The sequence below is a fragment of the Nonomuraea sp. NPDC049625 genome (genome assembly GCF_040675285.1).
Lineage (GTDB): Bacteria > Actinomycetota > Actinomycetes > Streptosporangiales > Streptosporangiaceae > Nonomuraea > Nonomuraea angiospora_A.
The window spans coordinates 128,662-150,612 of the sequence record NZ_JBFAOQ010000022.1; the positions used below are offsets into that span (position 1 = coordinate 128,662).

The 21,951-nt window shown below is 70.2% G+C and carries 16 protein-coding genes; 8 read left to right on the plus strand and 8 right to left on the minus strand.

The window, feature by feature from the left end; all coding sequences use genetic code 11:
* The first annotated feature begins 46 nt into the window (after positions 1–46).
* Positions 47–3,268, plus strand: a complete 3,222-nt coding sequence (locus AB0J87_RS55510) for a hypothetical protein (protein WP_363982314.1) — start codon at positions 47–49, stop codon at positions 3,266–3,268.
* A gap of 136 nt (positions 3,269–3,404) precedes the next feature.
* On the opposite strand, the gene AB0J87_RS55515 is transcribed toward AB0J87_RS55510, so the two are convergent.
* Together AB0J87_RS55515 and AB0J87_RS55520 are read right to left on the minus strand one after the other, a co-directional pair.
* On the minus strand, positions 3,405–4,253 hold the full coding sequence (locus AB0J87_RS55515) for a MauE/DoxX family redox-associated membrane protein (protein WP_363982317.1): 849 nt from the start codon (positions 4,251–4,253) through the stop codon (positions 3,405–3,407).
* Positions 4,250–6,154: an ABC transporter ATP-binding protein gene (locus AB0J87_RS55520; protein WP_363982320.1), complete on the minus strand. Its 1,905-nt coding sequence runs from the start codon at positions 6,152–6,154 to the stop codon at positions 4,250–4,252. The genes AB0J87_RS55515 and AB0J87_RS55520 overlap by 4 nt, the downstream gene beginning before the upstream one ends.
* Before the next feature lie 291 nt (positions 6,155–6,445).
* On the opposite strand from AB0J87_RS55520, the gene AB0J87_RS55525 reads away from it, so the two are divergent.
* Positions 6,446–6,616, plus strand: a complete 171-nt coding sequence (locus tag AB0J87_RS55525) for an SflA family class IV lanthipeptide (RefSeq protein WP_165974944.1) — start codon at positions 6,446–6,448, stop codon at positions 6,614–6,616.
* Between the two features lie 114 nt (positions 6,617–6,730).
* Positions 6,731–9,478: a class IV lanthionine synthetase LanL gene (gene lanL / locus AB0J87_RS55530; RefSeq protein ID WP_363982457.1), complete on the plus strand. Its 2,748-nt coding sequence runs from the start codon at positions 6,731–6,733 to the stop codon at positions 9,476–9,478.
* An 88-nt stretch (positions 9,479–9,566) separates the two neighbouring features.
* On the opposite strand, the gene AB0J87_RS55535 is transcribed toward lanL, so the two are convergent.
* On the minus strand, positions 9,567–10,547 hold the full coding sequence (locus AB0J87_RS55535; protein WP_363982323.1) for an aldo/keto reductase: 981 nt from the start codon (positions 10,545–10,547) through the stop codon (positions 9,567–9,569).
* Between the two features lie 134 nt (positions 10,548–10,681).
* Between AB0J87_RS55535 and AB0J87_RS55540 the strand changes: the two genes are divergently transcribed.
* Positions 10,682–11,164 (plus strand): Lrp/AsnC family transcriptional regulator, encoded by a 483-nt coding sequence (locus tag AB0J87_RS55540; RefSeq protein ID WP_363982326.1) that lies wholly within the window; start codon positions 10,682–10,684, stop codon positions 11,162–11,164.
* 91 nt (positions 11,165–11,255) lie between these two features.
* Positions 11,256–12,797: an alpha/beta fold hydrolase gene (locus tag AB0J87_RS55545; protein ID WP_363982329.1), complete on the plus strand. Its 1,542-nt coding sequence runs from the start codon at positions 11,256–11,258 to the stop codon at positions 12,795–12,797.
* Between the two features lie 108 nt (positions 12,798–12,905).
* Here the strand turns inward: AB0J87_RS55545 and AB0J87_RS55550 are convergent, their stop codons facing one another.
* Positions 12,906–15,602, minus strand: coding sequence for a LuxR C-terminal-related transcriptional regulator (locus tag AB0J87_RS55550; RefSeq protein WP_363982332.1), 2,697 nt, complete (start codon positions 15,600–15,602; stop codon positions 12,906–12,908).
* A 133-nt stretch (positions 15,603–15,735) separates the two neighbouring features.
* Here AB0J87_RS55550 and AB0J87_RS55555 point away from each other — a divergent pair, with 133 nt between their 5' ends.
* Complete coding sequence (locus tag AB0J87_RS55555) at positions 15,736–15,984, plus strand: hypothetical protein (protein WP_363982335.1); 249 nt, start codon at positions 15,736–15,738, stop codon at positions 15,982–15,984.
* 163 nt (positions 15,985–16,147) lie between these two features.
* On the opposite strand, the gene AB0J87_RS55560 is transcribed toward AB0J87_RS55555, so the two are convergent.
* The gene (locus tag AB0J87_RS55560) at positions 16,148–16,729 is read right to left on the minus strand and encodes a TetR/AcrR family transcriptional regulator (protein ID WP_363982338.1); all 582 of its coding nucleotides are present in this window, start codon (positions 16,727–16,729) and stop codon (positions 16,148–16,150) included.
* A gap of 99 nt (positions 16,730–16,828) precedes the next feature.
* Here AB0J87_RS55560 and AB0J87_RS55565 point away from each other — a divergent pair, with 99 nt between their 5' ends.
* Positions 16,829–18,022 carry an MFS transporter gene (locus AB0J87_RS55565; RefSeq protein ID WP_363982341.1) on the plus strand — a complete coding sequence of 398 codons (1,194 nt, stop codon included), beginning with the start codon at positions 16,829–16,831 and terminating at the stop codon, positions 18,020–18,022.
* A gap of 69 nt (positions 18,023–18,091) precedes the next feature.
* On the opposite strand, the gene AB0J87_RS55570 is transcribed toward AB0J87_RS55565, so the two are convergent.
* The 3 genes from AB0J87_RS55570 to AB0J87_RS55580 all read right to left on the minus strand — a co-directional run bounded on the left by AB0J87_RS55570 (position 18,092) and on the right by AB0J87_RS55580 (position 21,462).
* Positions 18,092–19,027 (minus strand): DUF5829 family protein, encoded by a 936-nt coding sequence (locus tag AB0J87_RS55570; RefSeq protein ID WP_363982344.1) that lies wholly within the window; start codon positions 19,025–19,027, stop codon positions 18,092–18,094.
* 170 nt (positions 19,028–19,197) lie between these two features.
* Entirely contained in the window at positions 19,198–20,214 is a 1,017-nt protein-coding gene (locus tag AB0J87_RS55575; RefSeq protein ID WP_363982346.1) for a hypothetical protein, read from the minus strand.
* Between the two features lie 63 nt (positions 20,215–20,277).
* Entirely contained in the window at positions 20,278–21,462 is a 1,185-nt protein-coding gene (locus AB0J87_RS55580; protein WP_363982349.1) for an ROK family transcriptional regulator, read from the minus strand.
* 74 nt (positions 21,463–21,536) lie between these two features.
* Here AB0J87_RS55580 and AB0J87_RS55585 point away from each other — a divergent pair, with 74 nt between their 5' ends.
* On the plus strand, positions 21,537–21,863 hold the full coding sequence (locus AB0J87_RS55585; RefSeq protein ID WP_355210375.1) for a DUF5713 family protein: 327 nt from the start codon (positions 21,537–21,539) through the stop codon (positions 21,861–21,863).
* Positions 21,864–21,951: the final 88 nt, after the last annotated feature.

A 21,951-nucleotide genomic window follows, 5' to 3' on the forward strand; every position in this document is an offset into this window, starting at 1 on the left:
ATACAAGCGCAGAAACCGCGCCACGAATATGGCGACAAAGCCACCTGTGCTCACCCGGCCCAGCGGCGGACCATCCCTCCCGTCACTGGTTCGCGCGCGTCGACAAGTCACCGGATGCGATGAAGCGGCGCGCGATCGTCGGCCGGGCCCTTCAGGAGCCGGTGTCGTTGGCGCTCTGGGCATCAGCGAGCCGCAGCTCAGAGAAGCGCGCCACGAATGTGGCGGACAGGGAACCTTTGCACGCTCGGCCAGAAGGTGGACGATCGATCGGTCATCAGGCAGGGGGAGCCTTGAGCAGAATGGCTGGGGGGTCATGAAAAAGAAACCGACCATCGGCGCGACCAAGAACAAGCGTCAGCGCAGGCGTACGATCGGCGGACCAGAAAAGATCACGCCTGGCATATCCGACATGTCTGACTTGCCTATCACGAAGCGTGACGTGTCGGTCGCCTCCGCACCGATCTCCACATCGACGCCGCCGGGCTGGCAGAAGTTCACCGAGAAGCCCGACCCGGCCACCGCCAAGGTGGTGGCGAAGGCGCTGCAGGACAGAACGTTCTCCGCCCAGCGCATGGCCGAGATGCTGGCCCAGCGCTCGGCGTCTGAGCGCAGCACGATGTCGCGGCTCATCGTGACGCAACTCAGAGGCAATCTCGCCCTCGACTTCCTGAAGGCGACCGCCGGGGTTCGTCTCGTCAAGCCCAAGACGCCGCAGAAGCAGCCTGAGGGCGATCGCGCGCCGGGCCGCAACGAATCGTTCGAGGCGCTCGACCTGGCCACGCCGGTCAAGGGCGCCATCGACCTGGTCGAGCTCGCGAAGCGGACCGACGACGCGGACGACGCCTCGTCGATCGCCTACCTCAAAAAGGCGTTGGCCGACATCACCTTGATCAGCAGCGGCAAGGAGCCGTACTCGCGGCTGCGCCGCACGGCGCTCAAGAAGGTGGCGGCCCCCGCGCAGAAGCACATCGCCAAGCAGGTGGGCTTCCGTACGGCGGGCAGCAAGCGCACCACCGGCCAGAGTAACCTGACGACCCAGCACGACCTCGAGTCCAGCTACTGGCGCTCGTCCTTCGGCGAAGCCCTGGATGATTTCGCGGCGAAGCTGCAGGCGGACCACAAGCTGCAAGAGGGCGACATCCTGGTCAACAGCCCGCGCGTGCTGCGCAAGCTCGAGATGGTACTGAGCCCGGAGGTGCTGGCCAAACTCGAGATCCGGCCGCTCAGGGGGGAGACGGGCATCAGCGTGCTGAGGGGGGCCAGCGACAGCTCCTTGAAGTGGAAGGAGATCCTGGAGGGGATCGGCGCGACGCCGTCGGCGTACCAGCTCTACGAGCTCATGGACGCGGACAAACCCCGGCCCAAGCCGGACCTCGCCTTCGACACGCACGCCGACCTCGCGCAGCTCATCACGTCCAGCGCGTTCTCCCGTCTGCAGGACTTCGCGCGCGGGAAGGGCGAGCTGGCGCCGGTGTGCGCCATGGTCGAGCACCTCCTGCTCGGCCTCACCGACAAGCTCGGCCCGGGCCGCTACGACGCGCTGACCGCCGACGCCCTGGGCTCGCTGCGCCGGCTCCTCGACATCGTCGTCGAGGATCCGAACCCGTCGACGGCGTTGCGCGCGGTCGACCTCATGATGGACGAGATCACCGTCGTGCTCGCCGTGGCCAAGAACTACGGACATGTTGACTATTGGGCGACGATGAAGGACGTCCTGCTGAAGCGGGCGCCGAGCATCGCACCGTACGTCGGCAGGGAGATCGAGCTCAGCAGCCACCTCATGACCAGCGGCATGGACGCGCTCGGGACGGCGCTGTACATCGCGCTGTCGTCGCGGCGCACCGACCAGGTCTCGCGTCCCACCGAGGGCATCGACTACTTCGAGACCGGGATGCTGCTCGGCAACCTCAAGAAGGGGGAGGTGACGAAGCCGCGCAAGGATGTCGTGGTCGCGGCGCTGAACCCGAGCACGCCCTTCGAGTCGTCATCGGCGAAGAACCTCGTCGATGGCGTGCTCAAGGATCTGAAGACACGTAAGCGGGATGACCCGCCGTTCGCGCTGATACTCGACACCACCGTCGAGGACGGGCTGGACCCGTCCACCGGCCGGACCCGGCTCGACGAGGTGCTCAACGGCCTGAAGGACGTCATCGCCGACGGCAGCCTCGAGGTGTTCCTGTGCAAGAGCTTCCAGAAGTACGCCTCCTTCGGCACCGGCAAGGTCGCCGCCGGCGACCTCACGGTGTTGTCGAAGACGCACAGCATCGAATCCCAGCGCACGCAGTCTGAGGCGCGGCTGCAGGAGCTAGAGCTCGATCTCGCCCGGCATGACGAGGGACAGCTCGTGATACACATGCTCAAGCACGGCAACCAGGACGAGCAGGCGCTGATGCGCAGCGCCGCCGGTAACGCCGAGTTCGTGAACAGGTTCTGCTGGCCGGTCACGCATACGGACCTGGGGTCTCCGTACGTGGACGGCATCCCCCTGCTCCTGCGCTCGAAGCCCGGGGGCGAGATGACCGCGCTGTTCCAGAAGCTCGCCCTGGTCGACTGGCGCGGCAGCTTCTCGTTCCTGCGGACGTCGTTCGTCGACCTGATCCCTGGGCCGTGGGGAAAACCGACAGAAGGTCAACAAGAGGACTGGTACACGCGCATCAACACCGGCCAGGAGTCGAAGCAGGCGATGGTCGAGTACTTCTACGCGTTCGGCCACCTGGCCACCGGCACGCTCCCTGGGAAGAACGAGCCGACGACTCAGACCAGCCTGACCCTGAAGGGCGTGATGGACCACTGGAAAGCGCTGGGCGGCGTCAAAGACGATGCCGACATCGCGCGGTACCGGGACAGCATCATGGCCTCGTACTGCGTGTTCGCGTGCCAGAACGCGCGCTACAAGCCGGACGTGCTGCCGATGCTCCTCACGTTCTTCGCGACGCCGACGCCCGGCGTCTCGATGGAGACCCTGCGCTATCTCGCCGGCGAGCTGATCGCGATGACGAATATGACAGGCGTGAAATCCCTCGATCCCGACGCCCTCACGGTCCTGGGTGAGCAGGCGAAGGATTTCACGATGCCAGGCATGGAAACGCTCGACGCGAACGGCGCCCTCGCGGCGCTGCGTCGCGCGGCGGAGGTCCTCCCCAGCTGGTCGATGAAGCCCTTCGCCCAAGTACTCAAGAACAAGCTCAACCTCGATCCCGACCCCAGCGACGATTCGGAGGAGGAACGCCGGATGCGCGATCTCATCGACCGAGCCCTCAAAGCCTGAGGCCGGCGGGCGATCAGCCGGTCGATCACGATTCCCGGGCCCGGGACGCCCCGCCTCCCCCGACCGCGGCGTCCCGGGCCGTAGCCGGCCCGCCAGGACATGATCCGGTGCCGGCGCACGACAGGCGTCCCGCGTGTCATCGCCCGTCTCGGAGAGCGACCGCTTCGGCGCGAGACAGCACCTGCTCCAGTTGTGCCGGATCGGCCGCGCCGCCCGCCGACAGGACGGTGCCGGTGCGGTCGGTCACCACGACGTACGGCGGCCACGGGATGTCGTTGCGGTCGAAGACCTCCGGGTCCACGATCACGGGCAGCCCGGCGCCACCGTATCCCTCCACCGCGCTGACCAGCGCGACATCCAGGCGGTCGGCTGTCGCGACGAACTCCGTCAGCATCGCCTTGCACAACCCGCACGCCGGCGAGACCAACGCGTACATCGTCCGGTCGCCGGCCGGCTCCGGCCTGCCGTTGAGCGCGAAGCGCGTGCCGGGACGCGGCCCGTACGAGGCTCTCTCCGCACGTAGCAGCCGCGCGGGCAGGAAGGCCAGCCCGAGCAGGACCGCCGCCACCGGAAGCTGGACGGGCGCGAACGCGACCGGCCCGGTCCAAGCTGCCGTCACCGCGAGGACCAGCAGCAGGCCGGTACGCAGCAGCGTGCCGGCCCCGACGAGGTCGCGGCCGCCGAAGCACCCGCAGTCCACGGCCATCCGGCGCCGCATCACGGAGGCCATGGCCGCCAGGAACGCGGCGAACAGGACTGCCGCCACCACGGCGCCCCACCGCCGGCCGCCTGGAGCGAGCAGCAGCGCGCCGGCGGCCGGCTCGGCCACGAGCACGCCCACCGCGGCCGGCCTGGCCAGGCCGCCCGGCAGCACCTGGTAGCCGGCCACCGACCGGGCGAAGCCGGGCACGTCCCGCAGCTTGACCAGCGCCGCGACCAGCAGCACCGCGGTCACGGCGAGGTACGCCGACTCGGCGACGATCATGGCACCGTCTGGTGGTAGGCCGAGGCCTGCAGCTCGTACAGGCCGGCGTACAGGCCGTCGCGTTCCATCAGCTCGGCGTGCGTGCCCTGCTCGGCGATCGCGCCGCCGTCGAGCACGTAGATGCGGTCGGCGTAGCGGACGCTGGCCAGCCGGTGGGTGATGAGCACGACGGTGCGGCCGGCGGCGTGGCCGCGGATCCGCTCGAACAGGGCGTGCTCGGCACGGGCGTCCAGGGCCGAGGTCGGCTCGTCGAAGATGACCAGCGCGGCATCGTCGCGGTAGAAACCGCGTGCCACGGCGATGCGCTGCCACTGGCCGCCCGACAGGTCGTGGCCACCCCGGAAGCGGCGGTCGAGCAGCGCGTCGTAGCCGTCGGACAGCTGTGCCACCACCTCGTCGGCACCCGCCGCGGCGGAGGCGGCGGCAAGCCGATCCTCCTCCAGGGGGTGCCCCATGACGATGTTCTCGCGGACGGTGAGCGGCCAGCGCGTGTGATCCTGGGCGATCACGGAGATCCGCCGCCGCAACGCGTCACCGTCGAACGCGTCGAGGTCCACGCCGTCCCAGCGGATCGTGCCCTCCTGCGGCTGGTACAGCCCGGCCAGCAGCTTGGCCAAGGTCGTCTTGCCGGAGCCGTTCTCGCCGACCAGGGCGATGACCTCGCCCTGGCCGACCGTCACGCTGACGCCCGACAGTGCGGGCCGGTCGGCTCCGGGGTAGGTGAACGTGACGTTCTCGGCCGTCAGCAGGCTGAACGGCGCCGGCTCGGCAGGGGTTGCCGGCTGCGGGGGGACGCGCTCCCGGGCGATCTCGCAGAAGGCCAGGTAGTCGCCGAAGTAGAGGCCCGCCTCGTAGAGCCGGTTCATGGTCTGGATCAGGGCGGTGAGCGACACCTGCCCGGTCCTGATCGCCAGCACGGCCGCGCCGGCCACTGACAGCGGGATCACGCCGATGGCCAGCAGCACGCCGAGCACCACGTACACGCCGGCTGTGGCCAGGCCGGTCAGCAGGTCGCCGCCCGCCTTGGTCGCGGCCCGCCGCCGTGCCACGTCGAGTTGGACGTCCTGTTCCAGGTCGGCGACCTTGGCGTACTGGCCGAGCAGGAAGTCCCGGAGCGTGAACGCCCGCACTTCGGCGGCGGGCTGCCGTTCGGCCATCAGGTCCGACAGCATGAACTTGCGCCGCCGCGCGGCGGACAGCCGGTAGAACGCCTGGTAGCCCAGCCGCGCCATGCGTACCGCGGCCCATCCCGCCGGCACGGCGGCGACCAGCAGCAACGGCATGAGGACCGGGTGCAGCAGGCCGAGCGCCACGGCCGAGGCCAGCACGCCCACCGCGCCGGTGACCGCGGCGATCGTCGTCTCCACCACGGTGGCGGTGTCGGGCACGCCGCTGTCGCGGGCCCGGCGCATCGCGTTGTGGAAGTCGTGGTCGTCGAACGCGGCCAGCTCCACCCGGGTGGTGAGCTCGAACAGGCGGGTCTCGGCCAGCCGCTCGACCAGCGGTTTCAGCCTGGCCTGCGCCCATCCGGCACCGGCCAGCAGCGCTCCGCGCAACCCGGTGGCGGCGGCCACGAGCAGCAGCGAGGGCAGCGCGGTCCATACCCGGTCGGGTGTGGGACCGGCGGCCAGCAGCGAGGCCAGCACGTCGGAGGTGGCCACCAGGCCGAAGACCGTGAAGATGCCGGCCGCGAGGTTGCCCGCCAGGGCCACGACCGTGTCGCGGGGACTGGCCTCCCACGCCATCCGCAACGCGGCGGCCACCAAGGACGGCAGCCTGCGGGCGATCGTACCGAGGGTGGCGGTCAGCAGGTGCTCGTCGTGGCTCTCCCAGTACGCGACCACGAGCCCCGAACGGTCGTCCGGGACGCTCGTCCTGCGTCGGCGACGCCAGAGCCTCACGCGAGGGCGCCGTTCGGAAACCGGCGCGCCAGAGATCCCCCCATCACGCACGTCAATCTAGAAGATCCAACTCCCACTGTAAAGGCGCATGTAAACACATTTTTGGCTGTTACGGCTACCTCTGGACATGCTTCCGGATATATGCACATAATGCGTCCGTTTGCTTGCGACGCGGGGACATCTAGCCAGTTCCCGGTCGCGGGCGGAGCGCGGGAAAGGTGCCTACCGGCGCCATCCCGAGGCTCGGATCCCTACGTCGGCCGCCCATAGGTGGCCAAGGAAGGAGCCCTTATGTCGGTCCTCGCCCTGGAGCCCCGCGACGCCGGAGTCCTGGAGTACGAAGACCTCGCCGTCGACTTCGAAGGCGAGCTGAACAAGCTGCTCCACGGCCCCCAGGCCTGCGTCAACACCTGCAAGCGTACGGTCTGCAGCAGCTTCCCTTGCTGCCCGTCCATCGTGTGAAGCACCTGATCCCACGCGGTCAAGCGTGGTGACGAGAGGTGCTGGGGAAAGGCCGTCGGCGGTGCTCTGATGGCCTTTTTCTCATATCAGGCCGATGCGCTCCGTTATCGAGGGATGACCGTGGACTTTAATGTGCTCGACCGCCTTACCCAATTTGCAGAGTCGAATGGTAGGGAAATATACGAGGACGACACGTGGATCAGCGTTCACGACCCTCACCACGACATTCCGTTGCAGGGCTGGAAAATCCACATTTCCGCACGTCCCGGCACCCTCAACGACACCCTTGACCGCGCGTTGCCGATCCTGGCCGGCACCGGCTGTGCCTTCAAGGTCGCCCGGTCCACCCACAGGCTCATGGAGCTCAACTCCGGCGACGTCGACCCGGGAGCCGTGGGCAAGGCCATGACGGTCTACCCGGAGCAGGACGCGGTGGTCGCACTGGGCCACGCCCTCGCCGACGCCCTGTCCGGGCTGTCGGCCCCGCGCATCGTCAGCGATCGGCGGGTCCGTCCCGATGCTCCGGTGTACTACAGGTATGCCCCGTTCGCCCCGCAGTATCGCGTGGACGAGAACGGCGACTTCGAGCTGATCGTGATCGGGCCGGACGGCGAGCAACTGCCGGGCGCGGCCGGCCCCGAGTTCACCTGCCCGCCCTGGGCCACCGACCCGTTCCGTCCCACGGAGCCTGCCGGGGCCGGCCCGTCGGAGCCCGACGAACGGCCGTCGCTGGGAACGCTGGGAACGCTGCCGCCCGCGCAGACAACCGGGCAGGCCGCCGACGGAGGCAGCGGGCGGCTCATCGGCGGCCGGTACCGCGTGACGTCCGGCGTCGTGCGTGGCCCGCGCGGAAACGTCTACCGCGCCACCGACGCCGCCGGGCGGCGGGTCGTGGTCAAGGAGGCCCGCGCGTACGTCGGGGAGAACGTCGAGGGCTGGGACCTGCGGATGTACCTCCGCAACGAGCTGCGCGTCCTGCAGGCGCTCACGGGCGTGGCAGGCGTTCCGGAGCCGATCGACCACTTCCGGCACGGCGAGGACGAGTTCCTCGTCATGACCGACGCGGGCAGCCGCGACCTCAACCGATTCGTCGCGGAGAACGGCCTGTTCACCGAGGAGCCCGCCACCGGCGAGCGCGACCTCGGCACACTCGCCGTCCGGCTGCTGGAGGTGATCGACGCGGTGCACGCGCACGGCGTCGTCATTCGCGACCTGTCGCCCAAGAACGTCGTGCTCGGCGAGGACGGCCGCTGCACCCTGATCGACTTCGGCAACAGCAGGTACGACGGGCTGCAGCTGCCCGGCTGGAGCCGCGGCTACAGCGTTCCCGACCAGCACACCGACCGTGGCTCCGTGCCCGCCGACGACTACTTCTCGCTGGGCGCCACCCTGTTCTTCGCGGCCACCGGGATGAACCCGATCATGATCGGCCCGGACCCGGTCCGCAACGTCGAGCGCACGCTCATGTGCCTGGCGGGGATGTTCCCGGACGTCACGACGGGCGTCCTCGGCCTGCTGCCCGGCCTGCTGAGCCTTGACCCGGCCGACCGCACCGCCGCCGCCGCCGAGCTCAGACCCGCCCAAGCACCGGCTCCTGCCGACCGGCCGCGTCCCGTACCGGCCGTGACCGGCCTCGGCGACGGGCGGCCCGCCACCGAACAGCCGCAGGCGGGACGGTGGAAGCCGCCCTCCCCGCCCAGGCTCACCGGGGAACTGCTGTCCAAGGCGCTCGACCACGCCGTGCGCGAGTGCGCGGCCTTCGCCGAGCAGCTGATGGCCGCGCCCGAGGACGCCCGCCGGGAGAGCCCGCCGGTGACCAACGTCTACGGCGGCAGTGCCGGAGTCGGCATGGAACTGCTGCACCACCCGGAGGCCAAGGCCGTGGCCGCCGACCTGGCCCGGTGGACGGCCCGCGTGATGCCGCCCGCCAAGCTCCCGCCCTCGCTGTACTTCGGCCGTACCGGCACCGCGCTGTTCCTGACCGCGGCCCGTCTGAGCGCCGCGCCGGATCTGGCGGCGCCGGCCCCCGTCACCATCGACGGCCCGCAGCGGGCCGACCAGGCACACGGCGTGGCAGGCATCGGCTCGGGCCATTTGGCCCTGGCCGCCATCGACCCCGGCGATGCCCGGCATCTGCGGATCGCCGCTGAGTGCGCCCGGCTGCTGGTCGCCGGGGAGGTCACGCGGTCGCAGGACGCCGTGGCACCCGCCCAGCCCGGCTCCGGCGTGTCGGTCGACACGGCGTACGCCCACGGCGACGCGGGCTGCGCGGACTTCCTGCTCTCCTACCACGCGGCCACCGGCGACCGAGCGGCGGGCGAGGCGGCCCGGGAGCGGCTGGCGGCGCTGGCCGTCCAGGCCGAGGCGCTGATCGGCGAATTGCACGGCCCGGATGCCCGAGCCATGGGGGCCTCCTGGTGCCAGGGCATGTCGGGCATCACCGGCACGCTGGCCCGCGCGGCCCGCGCGTACGGCGAGGACCGCTACCTGGAGCTGGCCGAGCGGGGCGCGCGGGCGTGCCTGGTCGTCGCCCCGCAGGCCTGGGTGGTCTCTCAGTGCTGCGGCCTGGCCGGCATCGGCGAAGCGCTAGTCGACCTGGCGATGGTCACGGGCGATGACGACTACTGGCGCCACGCCGAGAACATCGCCGAGCAGATGCTGGTACGGGCCGGCGGCGAGCCGGCGCAGCCGGTCTTCCCCGGCAACGACCTCGACAAGGCGGCCTACACCTGGAGCACCGGCACCGCGGGCGTCCTGTCGTTCCTGCGCCGCCTCGACCGCCGCTCGGGAACGCGGCTGTGGACGGCCGACTGGCAACTGCCCGAATCGGACCGGGCAGCGCAGAACGGGAGAGGGAACTAGAGGACCGCGCCGGCCCCGCCAGATCAGCACTGCCGCGCTGGGGGCAGAGCAGATCCTTCGAGGTAGGCGGAGTGGCGGCGACCGGCTTTCAGGAGTGCCCGATGATTCGATGTGGCCGGTACGGGGCCTCCAGGCGGGCCGCCTCCTCTTCGCTCAGGGACACCTCCACCGCCGCGATGGCATCGTCCAGATGACCCACCTTGCTCGCCCCGACGATCGGCGCGCTCACACCAGGTCTCCCGAGCAGCCATGCGAGCGCAAGCTGCGCCGGAGGCAGTCCTCGTTCGTCAGCGACCGCGCGCAAGGCGTCGACGACGTCGAAATCCGCGTCCTCGTACATGCTGTCGGCCAGCGGGTCGCTGCCGGATCGGACCGTGCGCCGCCGGCCGTCGCGGTGGCGGCTGCCGGTGAGCAGTCCGCGTGCCAGCGGGCTCCACGGGATGGCGCCCACTCCCTGGTCCAGGCAGAGCGGGAGCATCTCTCTCTCCTCCTCCCGGTACACGAGGTTGTAGTGGTTCTGCATCGACGCGAATTGGGTCCAGCCGGCCGCCTGAGCGGTGTGCTGCGCCTTGGCGAACTGCCAGGCGTACATGCTGGAGGCTCCGATGTAACGCGCCTTGCCGGCCCGCACCACGTCGTGCAGGGCCTCCATGGTCTCCTCGATCGGGGTCTCGTCGTCCCAGCGGTGGATCTGGTACAGATCGACATAGTCGGTTCCGAGCCTGGTCAGCGAGGCGTCGATGGCGGACAGCACGTGCTTGCGGGACAGCCCTCGGTCGTTCGGGCCCGGCCCTGTCGGGAAGTAGACCTTCGTGGCGAGAACGTAGTCGTCGCGGCTGGCGAAGAGCTTGCCGAGCAGCCGCCCGGTGATCTCCTCGCTCACGCCGTCGGAGTACATGTCGGCGGTGTCGAAGAACGTCACACCGGCCTCGACCGCGCGCCGCACGATCGGCTCGGCCGCGTCCTCGCGCAGCATCCACTCCCGAGAACCCGGATCGCCGTACGTCATCATGCCCAGGCAGATCCGGGAGACCCGCAGTCCTGACGAGCCCAGCTTCACGTATCGCATGTCGTCTTACCTTCCTGTGAGAGCGCGGTTTTCACCGCGGAGGCCGTAGGTCCATGGAGGCGCCGCCGACAGGACGGTGCGAGGGCCGGTGGGCGGCATGACCCCTATCGTCGGCCAGCCCGTAATTTAGGAGAATGGCGAATCGAAAGATCAGACCCGAGCGGGCATACGAATCCAAGGGGATCGACGCCCTCGACCTTCGTATCCTCGCCGAGCTGCAGATCGACGCCAGAGTGAGCTTCGCCGAACTGGGCCGCCGGGTCGCCCTGTCGGCCCCCGCGGTGGCCGACAGGGTGCAGCGGCTGGAGGAGACCGGAGTGATCACCGGCTATCACGCCGAGGTCGACCCGCGGGCCATGGGCTTTCCGGTCACCGTGATGGTTCGCATCCGCCCGGCGCTCCGGGAACTGCACCGCATCTCCAAGATCGCCCAGGAAGTCCCCCAGATCGTCGAGTGCTACCGGATGACGGGCGACGACTGCTTCTACTTCACGATGCACCTGCGGGCGGTCGACGAGCTCGAACCGATCCTCGACCTGTTCACCCCGTACGGTCACACGACCACGTCTCTCATCCACACCGCGCCCGTACCACGCCGCCCCCTGCCCCTGGAGTGATGCTCGGGCTCCCGAATCCGGTGGAGCATCGATCGGCGACCGTCCTCACGGAAACGGTGAGGAAACAACTCCTGCTCTATTACTGGCCCGCATGACGTACCGAACTTCACTGGCGGCGCTGGCCCTGGCGCTGGCTGGGTTGGTGGCGCATCCTTCCGCGGCGAGCGCCACCTCGAACCCCGACGTGTCTTCCGTGCAGTGGAAATCCTGCCCGGCCTACTCCGATGAGGTGATCCGCGGCCTGGGCGTGGCGGAGGACAAGGTCGCGGCCTTCCGCTCCTTGATGAAGCGCCTGGAGTGCGGGACGGTCAGCGTCCCGCTGAACCACCGTGACCCCGACGGGCGGAAGATCGACATCGCGGTGACCCGGCTGGCCGCCACGGACGAGGCCCACCGGCTCGGCGCCGTCGCCGTCCTGCCTGGTGGGCCGGGCAACAGCGGATACCTGGACCCGGTCCTGCGGGCCGCGCTCAGGAACGAGGAGATGGCCGGGCTCAACGAGCGGTACGACATCATCGGCTTCGACCCGCGCGGCGTCGGGTACAGCACCAAGGTCGCCTGCCCCCTCTCACCGCAGGGCCCGCAGGAGCCCGGCGCGCTGACCAAGGAGACGGCCAGGAAGATCTACGACGCCCAGGTCGCCTCCAACGAGAAGTGCGGACGCTCCGACCCCGCCTTCCTCGGACAGCTCACCACCGAGAACGTGGCCAAGGACCTGGATGTGGTACGGACCGCGCTGGGCGAGCGCAGCCTCAACCTGCTCGGCTTCTCCTGGGGCACCTACCTGGGCATGGTGTACCGCAGCCTGTATCCCGGGCACACCGGACGGGCCTTCCTGGACAGCGTGGCGCCGCCGTGGACCCGTATCGACGAGCACGCCAAGGGCGCCGCGGAGGCGGCCGAGCGTAACTTCGGGCGCATGGCCGCCTGGCTGGCCCGCCGCGACGGGACCTACGGTCTCGGTGCCACCGCTCGGCAGGTGCGCGAGGAGGTGGCGAAGCTGGTCCGCGCGTACGACAAGAGCCCCAAGACCTACACCGACCTGCAGCGGCCCGTCGACGGTTCGGCCGTCGCCGACCTGGCCAGGCGCAACTCGACCGAGTGGGTACGCGCGGGCAAGGCGCTGGCCGAGTTGCGGACGGCGACGGGCTCCACCGCCCCGGCCACCGTCAAGGAGCTGCTCGGCGCGCCGATGATGGGGCCGTCCGTTCCCGGCGCGCCCGAAACGCTGAACATGACCATGAACTTGGCCGTCGCGTGCAACGAGGACAGCAGCCGGGCCGGTTTCGACACCGCCTGGCGTCAGTACCAGCAGCTCGTGAAGCGCCATCCGGCGACCGGCCGGGCCTGGGGAGTGCCTGCCATGTGTCCCGGCTGGCCGCTGCCGGTGCAGCAGGCCACGTTGAAGCGGAGCAGCGGGTCGCTGGTGCTGGCGGGGCACCTGTACGAGTTCATGTCCGCCTATGACTGGACGCTGCAGACGCGGCGCGCCATCGGCGGCACCGTCTACACGGTCGCCGACGACGTGCACGTGTCAACCACCCGGGTGCCCAAGTGCGCCGCCGACGTGGTGCGGTACTTCGAGACGGGCCGGATCGGCAGAGGTTGCGAGGGCAGCCCGATCCCGAGCTGACCACCGCTCCCCCGGCCCGGCCGCAGCCGGTTTGCTGGGTGATCGGGCCGCTGCCCTGCTCAGGATGTCTCGCCGCACCGGTGCTGACCCGTCGGCGCGCACCCGAGCCTACGGTTTGCGGCCGGGGAGCAAACGCAGCGTGCAGGCGCGCTCGAATCGGGCGTCGATCGACGTCCACCGTTCGACCGCCTCTGCCAGCGCGTCGCGGTCGCCGTGCAGGATCCCATGGGTACGGGCCAAGCAGGCGGCCGCCCAGTCGTTCTGTTCGGCGTACGGCATGGCGGCGGCGAGCCGTTCGGCCGCCTCCGGCAAACCGGCGACGACCGCCAGCTCGGCTCCGGCGGAGCGCGCGTAGGCCTCGTACCAGCGCACGGCGAAGGGGGCGAAAGCGCGCTCGACCAGTGCGGCGGCCTGATGGTAGGCGCGGGTGTGGACGGCGACCCTGGCGTCGACGAAGGCGGCGAAGGGGGCCAGGACCGGCGAGGAGGCCGCGTCCTCCATCCTGGCCATCTCCAGCGCGCGCGAGCGCCAGAGGTCGAACTCGCCGGTGCCTGCCAGCCCGTGGGCGAGCGCCGCGGCGGAGATCGCGGTCGACATCCAGGCGCTGCGCGGGCTGCCTGCCTGATGCCAGGCCTCCCACATGGCGGGCGCCTGCTGGAAGACCTCCGGGAAACGACCGCTCAGGGCGAGCGGTCGGATGGTCTTGGGGATGGACAGGTAGGGGTGTTCGCCGATGGGGTCCTCGCGCTGCGCGCGGTCGGCGACGGCGAGTGCGGCGGGCAGGTCGCCGACGCACAGCTCCGCCCGCGCGGCGGAGTGGAAGGTGTCGACGATCTCGGCCGCGGCGGACGGCTCGTGTGCCGGCAGATCCTCGATGAGCGTGAGCCGCTCCCGGCAGATCCGCTGGACGGCGCGCATCCGGCCGGCCCGCGCGTACGCGCGGGTGAGCACGTCCAGCGCGCTCAGGAGGACGATGACGTCGCCGCACTCACGGGCGGCCTCGACGGCGGAACGGGCGAGTTCGAGGCCGTCCTGGTCCCAGGCCCGCGCGGTCGCCACCAGCGCCGCGGTGCGCGAATCGGCAGGGGCGGCGCCGACGGTCGCCTTGTCGATCAGCGCCGGCAGGTGTTCGGACATCGGGTCGCGGTCGTGCGCGCCTCTGTAGCGGTGGGTGACCACCAGGGCGGAGGCGAGCGTGGCGGCGCGCAGGCCGGCGGTTGCAGCCTGGTCGGCCTCTTCGATCTGGTCGGCGGGTTCAACCTGGTCGGCGGCACGCATCAGCAGGCGGAAGGCCAGCGGGCCGTCGGCGATCGAGACGGCCGTGGCGGCCGCGCTCAGGAGGTCCTGGTGACCGTCCGCGGCGTCGCGGGCCCGGTCGGCGGCGGCCAGGTAGTGGCCGATCGCCTCCCGATGGAAGCGCCGGGCGAACGTCAGATGCGCCAGCGACCTGGCCAGGCGATGAGCCTGCCGGTCCGGTACGGCGGGCGTGCCGGCGAGCGTGGCCCGCAGATCGTCGGCCACCAGGTCGAACTGCGGTGCCCAGTTGCCGTCGAGCCGTGATTCCAGCGTCGAAGCCGTGCCCGCGGCCCAGCGCAGACGGAGCTGGAGGGTCTTCTCGGTCTCGCCGCTGTCCGCGAGCCGGTCGGCGGCGAAGGCTCTGATGGTCTCCAGCAGCCGCCACCGGCCACCGCCCACCACCCCGAGCAGGCTCTTGTCGGCCAGCCGGCCGATGACGTCGGCCGTCGCACTGGGCGGCGTGTCCGGCATGAGCGCCGTGGCCGCCGCCAGGTCGAACCCGCCCGCGAACACCGCCAGGCGGCGCAGCAGCGCGCGTTCCTCCTCTTCCAGCAGGTCGTGGCTCCAGCCGATGACCGCGCGCAACGAGCGGTGCCGGGGCGGCCTGCCGCGCGCGCCCGACAGCAGCCGAAGCCGGTCCTGCAGCCCCACCCGCAGAGCGTCGATGCCCAGTACGGCGACCCGCGAGGCGGCCAGCTCGATCGCCAGCGGCAGCCCGTCGAGCCGGGCGCACACCTCGGCGATGACCGCGGGCTCCGCGGCGAACCCTGGATCGATCGCGCGTGCCCGGTCCAGGAACAGCGTCTCAGCCTCCCCCGCCAGCGGCGGCACCGTGATGACCCGCTCGCCGGGCAGGCCCGGCCGCTCCCTGCTCGCGATCAGCATCCCCGCCTGGGGGCAGTCCGAGCGCAGTCTCTCCACCAGGTCGCCGACCTCGTCCAGCAGGTGCTCGCAGTTGTCGAGGACCAGCAGCGACCGTCCCAGCGCGAGCCGCTCGGCGACCACGCTTTCCAGCGGCTGGGGAAGGCGCTCGGCCAGGCCCAGCGCGTCAGCCACGGTCCGCAGGACGAACCCCTCGCCGACCGGGGTCAGATCGATGAACGCCCCGCCGGCGGGGAACGATGCCGAGGCCGCCTGCGCCAGCACGGCGGCCAGCCGGGTCTTGCCGACGCCGCCGGGCCCCACCAGGCAGACCGGCGCGCCGTCTGTCAGCGCCGCCAGCGCCTCCTGCCGCTCCTGCCGGCGTCCGATGAAGGACGTGTGGCTGACCGGGATCCCCTCAACGTGCCCCGGCCTGGCCGAAGGGGACGGCTGATGCCCGCTCAGGGCCACCAGGGCCGCCCTGTTGGCCACGCCGTACTTGCGCAGCAGCGAGGAGACGTGACTTTCCACGGTACGGACCGAGATCTGCAGCCGGTGGGCGATCCGCGCGTTCGTCAGGTGCTCGGCCAAGCCCGCCAGCACCTCGGCCTCGCGGGGCGAGACCTCCCGCGGCTCGCCAGGGACCATGCGGCCCATTGTGGCGTACGTGCTTCTCAGCGGCGAATCAGTGTCGGCTCCGTGGTAGTCGGGTGATCTTCACGGATGTCCTGGTACGGCCTGTCGGGCCAGGCTGGAAGCCCCAGGAAACAGAGGAATGTCGATGAGGAAGATCGTTGCGGAGCTGTTCTCGTCGCTGGACGGGGTCGTCGGATCGCCGGATCGGCGGCACGGCCCCTTCCATGGGCTCGCGGATCGGATGAACGAGCTACGGCTGCTCATCGACCCGGTCGTCGTCCGCGAGGGCAGGAAGTTGTTAGAGGACGACGGCGACCGGCTGACCTGCACGCTCCTGACCTCGCACAGCTACCGGACCGGCACCGTCTCGGCCACGTACGCGGTGGCCGGATGACCCGCCGGCCCACATTCCGGCCGCCGAGCAGGCGGTCGGGCGCGATCCTGGACGGCATGAGCGCGTGAGCAGCAGCACCGAGTACGACCGCGCGGCGCCCGGGAATCCCAGAGCGGCCGTGCCGCTGCCAGGCGGGCTTCCGGCGATGGCGGGCGTATGCGAATCAGATCACGGATGTCGCGAGCGTTTTGATCGTGAAGTCGATGGCCGTGGCGAGCCGTTGGGGGTCGTGTCCGGCGCGTTCGCGTACCCGCAGGCCGAGCACCGTCGTGAACAGCACCTCCACCGCGGCGTCGATGTCCAATGCGGCGGGCAGGTCGCCGTCGCGGATGCCGCGGCGCAGCAGCGACGACAGGGTTTTCCGGGTGACGTCGAACGCGGCCTCGGTCCTTTGCCGGACCTCGGCGTCGGTGGTGCCGAGTTCGGCGGCCGTGTTGACCACGAAGCAACCGAGTCCGGCCTCGTGGCTGATCATCCAGATCAGCCACTCCCGCAGGATCTCGAGGCTGGGACCGGGAGCGGTGAGCAGCTCTTCGGCTTGAGTGGACTCGGTCGCCCGATAGTGGTCCAGCGTCCGCAAGAACAGCGTGTGCTTGTCGTCGAAGGTCCGGTACAGGCTGCTCTGCTTGAGCCCGAGCTCGGAGCCCAGGTCGCGGACCGACGTGGCGTGGTAGCCACGACGCCAGAACAGGCGGGTCGCCTTGGCGACCACGTCCTGCTCGTCGAACTCCCTCGGCCGTGCCATGGCCGCCACTCTACCAACGTTGTGGAGCGATCGCTCCCGTATTAGGGTGTGTCGTCATATGGGAGCGATCGCTCCCAAATGAGAGAGGAGAGATACGACGTGACGGCAACGCACCCCACGACGACCGGGCGAGACCCGTCGGCGAGGAATCATTGGATCGCGGTCTCCGCCGTGGCCTTCGGCACATTTCTCCTGGTGACGGCCGAGCAGCTCCCCATCGGGCTGCTCACCCCCGTCGGATCGGCGCTGTCGGTGTCCGAGGGCGCGGCAGGGTTGATGGTCACTGTCCCCAGCATCGTCGCCGCCGTCGCGGCGCCGGTCGTGCCGGTGCTCGTCGGCAGGCTGGATCGCAGGATCCTGCTCGTCGCCTTGATGGGACTCATGACGCTCGCCAACCTGGCCTCCGCCCTGGCCCCGGACTATCCGCTCCTGATCGCCGCCCGCGTGCTGGTCGGGGTGGCGATCGGCGGGTTCTGGGCCATCGCCGGCGGTCTGGCCGTACGGCTCGTCGCGGCCTCGCACGTACCGCGGGCCACTGCGATCATCTTCGGTGGCGTCGGGGCCGCGAACGTGTTCGGCGTCCCCATCGGCACGATGATCGGCGGGCTGGCGAGCTGGCGGATCGCGTTCGGCGCGCTGAGCGCCCTCGCGCTCGCCGTGCTGGTCGCGTTGCTGGCCGTGCTGCCACCGTTGACCGCCGCTCAGCCCGTCGGCCTGCGGCGGCTGGCCGGTCAGCTCCGCAACCAGGGCGTCCGGGTCGGCATCCTGGCGACGTTCCTGATCGTGACCGGCCATTTTTCGGCCTACACGTTCATCGGTCCCGTGCTGCGGGACCTGTCCGGCATCGACGAGCAGCTCGTCGGGCCGCTGCTGTTCGGATTCGGCGTGGCGGGCGTCGTGGGGAACTTCGTCGCGGGCGCCGTCGTGGCGAAACGGCTCCATCGCACGGTCCTCGTCATCGCCGTCACCTTGGGGGTGACCGTGCTGCTCTTCCCCGTGGCAGGGCTCACCGGTGCGGGCGGGGTGACGCTGCTCGTCGTCTGGGGCCTGGTGTACGGCGGGGTCTCCACGAGCCTCCAGACGTGGATGATCAAGGTCGCGCCGCAGGCGGTCGAGGAGGCCTCCGCGCTGTGGGTGGCGGTGTTCAACCTCTCGATCGGTCTCGGCGCGCTGGCCGGCGGCGCGATCGTCGACGCCTTGCCGCTCCAGGGCATCCTGTGGCTGGCCGGCGTTCTCGTCCTGGTGGCCGGGCTGGCGGTGTGGGGCGCACGCCGGAACGAGAGCCTTGGGTGACCCGCGGAACGACGACGCCCGGTCGGCGACGATCAGCGTCGTCAGCCGGCCGGGCGCCTGGAGGAAGTGTTACTGCGGGGCGTCGAAGGTCCACTCGGCGCGGGCACCAGGACCCACGGCGAGGGTCGAACGTCCGATCCGCTCCTCGTGCCGGGTCTCCACGGCGCGGTTGAGCGACATGCTGACCCGCTTCAGGCCCGCCTGCTCACGCGCGACGGAGTCGAGCTGGATGGTGGTGCCACCGCCGCTCGCGATGGCGCCGCCCCCGACGGTCGCGACCTCGAACCCGCCGGCTCGCAGCACCGGCAGCGCGATGGCCAGGTCCCGCGCGGTCACACCGATGCGGATGTAGGTGATGTCCCGCATCAGGCGGTCCTGGTACGTGTCGGGCAGGTAGCGCTCCCGGCTGACGTCACCGGGGTAGCTCTCCGGCTCGGTCTGGCTGCGCGGGTCGGCGAAGTACTCGGGGAAGTACTCCATCGCCCACGGGTCGAAGGCCTCGTACTGGGCGGAGGTGGTGCGGATGGTGTCGAACCACGGGATCGGGACGCCATCGCCGAAGTCACGCGTCTGGCGGTATTCGGCCGGGTCGGAGACGCCCTGGGCCTTCAGCTGCGCGGTCACCTTGGCCAGGTCGCCGGAGCGCTCGGTCGAGACGGCCAGCCCGGCGGAGCCGAAGAGAGCGTCCTGGCCGGGCAGGTCGCCCTCGCCGAACAGCTCCATGTAGGTCTCGCGGCCCTTGAGGTAGCGGCCCTTCCAGGTCAGGCCGCCACCGGTCGTGGTCCGGACCTCGAAGTTGGCGAACTCGCGCAGGTAGGCCGAGTTCTCGACGGCGTCCGCCGTCTCGCGGTCCACCACGCTGTAGGCGTGGTTGTAGAACAGCAACTGCCCCTGGGATGACACGCGGGCTTCTTCGGCCTGGGCCGTCCCCACGCCCCCGGCGATCGCGACGGTGCAGGTCGCGGCCAGAGCAGTGATCATCCGTAATGTCCGGCGAATCAGCATGGAAGTGATCTTAAGGCGGGGATGATCACCTTCACTATCGTTTTGACAGAACCCGAACCGGATTTGTGGCGATCTTATAGTGGCTGTGTAGTGAGCCGTTCCGTCGTCCGCGCACCTGCGCGCGCGGGCCGCCCGCGCAGGTGCGCGCCGCCAATTTGCACCCAGCGCCGTCAGAACTCGATGAAGCCGTACAGCGCGAGATGGTTCGACTTCGTGCTGCTCACCGTGTGGTCGATGCTCGACGACCGCACGGTGCCCTTGACGAAGAGGTAGTCGATCTTCCTGGAACCGGAGGTCGTCTTCGCTCCGTAGCCGGTCATGCCGAAGCCGCCGAGGGTCGTGGCGGCGATGTTCGTACGATTCGCGTCGATCCCGATCACGCGGATCGTCGACGCGTTCATGAGGCTCGTGGCGTCCGCGCCGACGTGGATGCCGGAGTTCGCGATGCCCGTGTCGCCCGCGCCCGCGCAGGCGTTCGCACCGTTCTGCTCCGGGAGGTGCATGGTCGCGGCGAAGACCGTCGTCCCGGTTTCCTTGATCGTGAACTTCGCCGCGATGGCGCTCGTGCGCTTCCATTTGTACTGGTTGGTGGTGCCGTCGTCGCTGTCCGGCGGCTTGTACAGCGTGCAACCGGCCCCGCCGGCGTACGAGGTCCCGGGCTTCAACCAGCCCGCGCTCCAGTACTTCGAGATGTCGCCCGCCGCGAGGCCCAGCGTTCGGGTGTTGTAGATGATCGCGTTGGTCTGCCGCTTCTTCAGGTCGCCGAGCGACTGCTGGCTGCACTTGTGCGTGCTGCCCCACTCCTCGGGGTTGTCCCAGGCCACGATCGCCTTGTACGTGCCCGCCGGATATCCGAACATGCCCCCGAGCTGGTCGGCGTAGGCCGTGGCCTGCCCGGTGCCGCGCACCTGCTGCACGATCAGGAGATCGGGAGCCTGCACGCCGGAGGTGCCTGTCTTGCCGTCGTCGTCGACCAGCATCGAGGCGAGGTGGTCCGGGCCCGAGACCCGGGTGCACGTGCCGTCGGCGTTGTTCCTCACCAGGTTCTCGATGTTGTTGTTGTAGACCCGTAAGACCCGATCCTCGGCGGCGGTGGGCGCCGCGTGCGCCGGTGCGATCGACGTCGTGGTGAGTGCGACGGCCGCCGCGAGTGCTAACGCGCCAGGCGCTCGATAATGGGATGACATTGTGGCAGATTAGCGATCATTCCGGGCGCTGCCCAGGTCGGCGAGCCCTCAGGCCGACGCCGTTCACAGGTCGGTGAAGAACACCCGCTCACGTGCCTGCTCCACCGCGACCAGCAGGGCGCCGCGCACCACGGGCCTGTCCAGGATCGCGCTCGCCTCCACCCGTGGCCTGGCCAGGCACATGCGCGCCACCGCCTGCTGGACGCGGCCGGCGAGTTCGTCGCCTCCGGCGGAACCGACGTGGCTGCCCAGCACGACGAGTTCGGGATCGAGAACGGCACAGATGGACGCGACCCCCAACGCGATCCGCCGGGCCAGCTCATCGAGGAAGCCCGCCCCCGCCGCCCCGGCCGCACTCCCCACCGCCCCCGCCACGCTGCGCTCGGCGTCCTCGGCCGCGATCCCGTGCCTCTCGGCGAGTTCCTGCACCGCCCGCCAGCCCACCAGGGACTGGAACGCGGCCCCCACCTCATGGCGGCTGCGGTCGAAGCCGCCGTCGCTCACGGCCGCCCCGGGGACGGGCATCCAGCCGAGCTCACCGGCCGCGCCCACGGTCCCCCGAAAGAGCTGATCGCCCACCATGACGGCCGAGCCGGGCCCACGTCCGATCCAGACCAGGACGAAGTTGCGTACGTCGCTCGCTGCCCCCAGCGCCCGCTCCGCCATCGCGGCGAGGTTGACGTCGTTGTCGATCGTGACGGGCAGCCGCAGCCTCCGGTGGAGGGCTTCGCGCACGTCCCCGCACCACGCGGGCATGTCATAGCAGAAGTGGACAAGGCTCGTACCAGGATCGATGACAGCGGGCAGGCCGATCACGCATGCCCGCACCTGCGCCGGGTCGATCCGCGCGGTCCGGGTGAGGCGCTCCACGATCGCGTGCATCGCCTCTGCCGGATCCTCGGCGGCCTCGGTCGGGACCGTCGTCTCGGCCAGCACCCGCCCCGTGATGTCGGCGAGCACGGCGGTCGTCGTGTCCAGGTAGACCTCGACCCCGATCACATAGCCGCACGAGGGGTTGAGCCCGTAGAGGACGGCGTTGGGCCCGCGTCCGCCCTCCTGCACACCGGCCCTGACGACCACGCCGCGCTCCTCCAGGCGGGACAGGACATGATTGGCCGTCACCTTCGACAGCCCGGTCCTCTCGCTCACCTGCGCCCGGGTCAGCGCTCCCGACGAGCCGAGCAGCTCCAGCGCGGCTCGATCATTCAGCTCACGTAACAGACGCGGACGCCCGGGCTTTGCGTTCATGCGCTCCATACTGGCCGTTGTCGGTGGCGTCGGGCAGGATCGGCACACCGGATCACGGCGCGAAGGAGATCAAGGTGCCACCCACCGGCCACCCTTTCCTCAAAGGCATGTACGACGACGCCTACTACCCTCGCCGGCTCGTCGACAAGGGCAGGGACATCTTGCTGCGCCTGTGCGAGCGGATCGAGGCCGAGCGGCCGTCGGACCTCGCGGCGCTGTACGTCCTCACGCAGGCGGCGACGGACGAGTTCAACGAGCTGGCGGTCGAGTTCCTGGAGGCCGGCAGCCAGATGGAGACGGTGGCGCGCGAGGTGATCGCCGAGGACTTCTGGTTCGTGGCGACGGCCTATGGGTTCGCGGACGCGGACATGGAGGAGCTGATCGCGACCCGCGACTGGTGACGTGACGGACGCGGCGGAGGGGTTCAGGGGCTGTCCACATTGGCGCCGTTCGGAGGCGATGAGTCCGCGCCAAGTCGTCGCCAAGGGA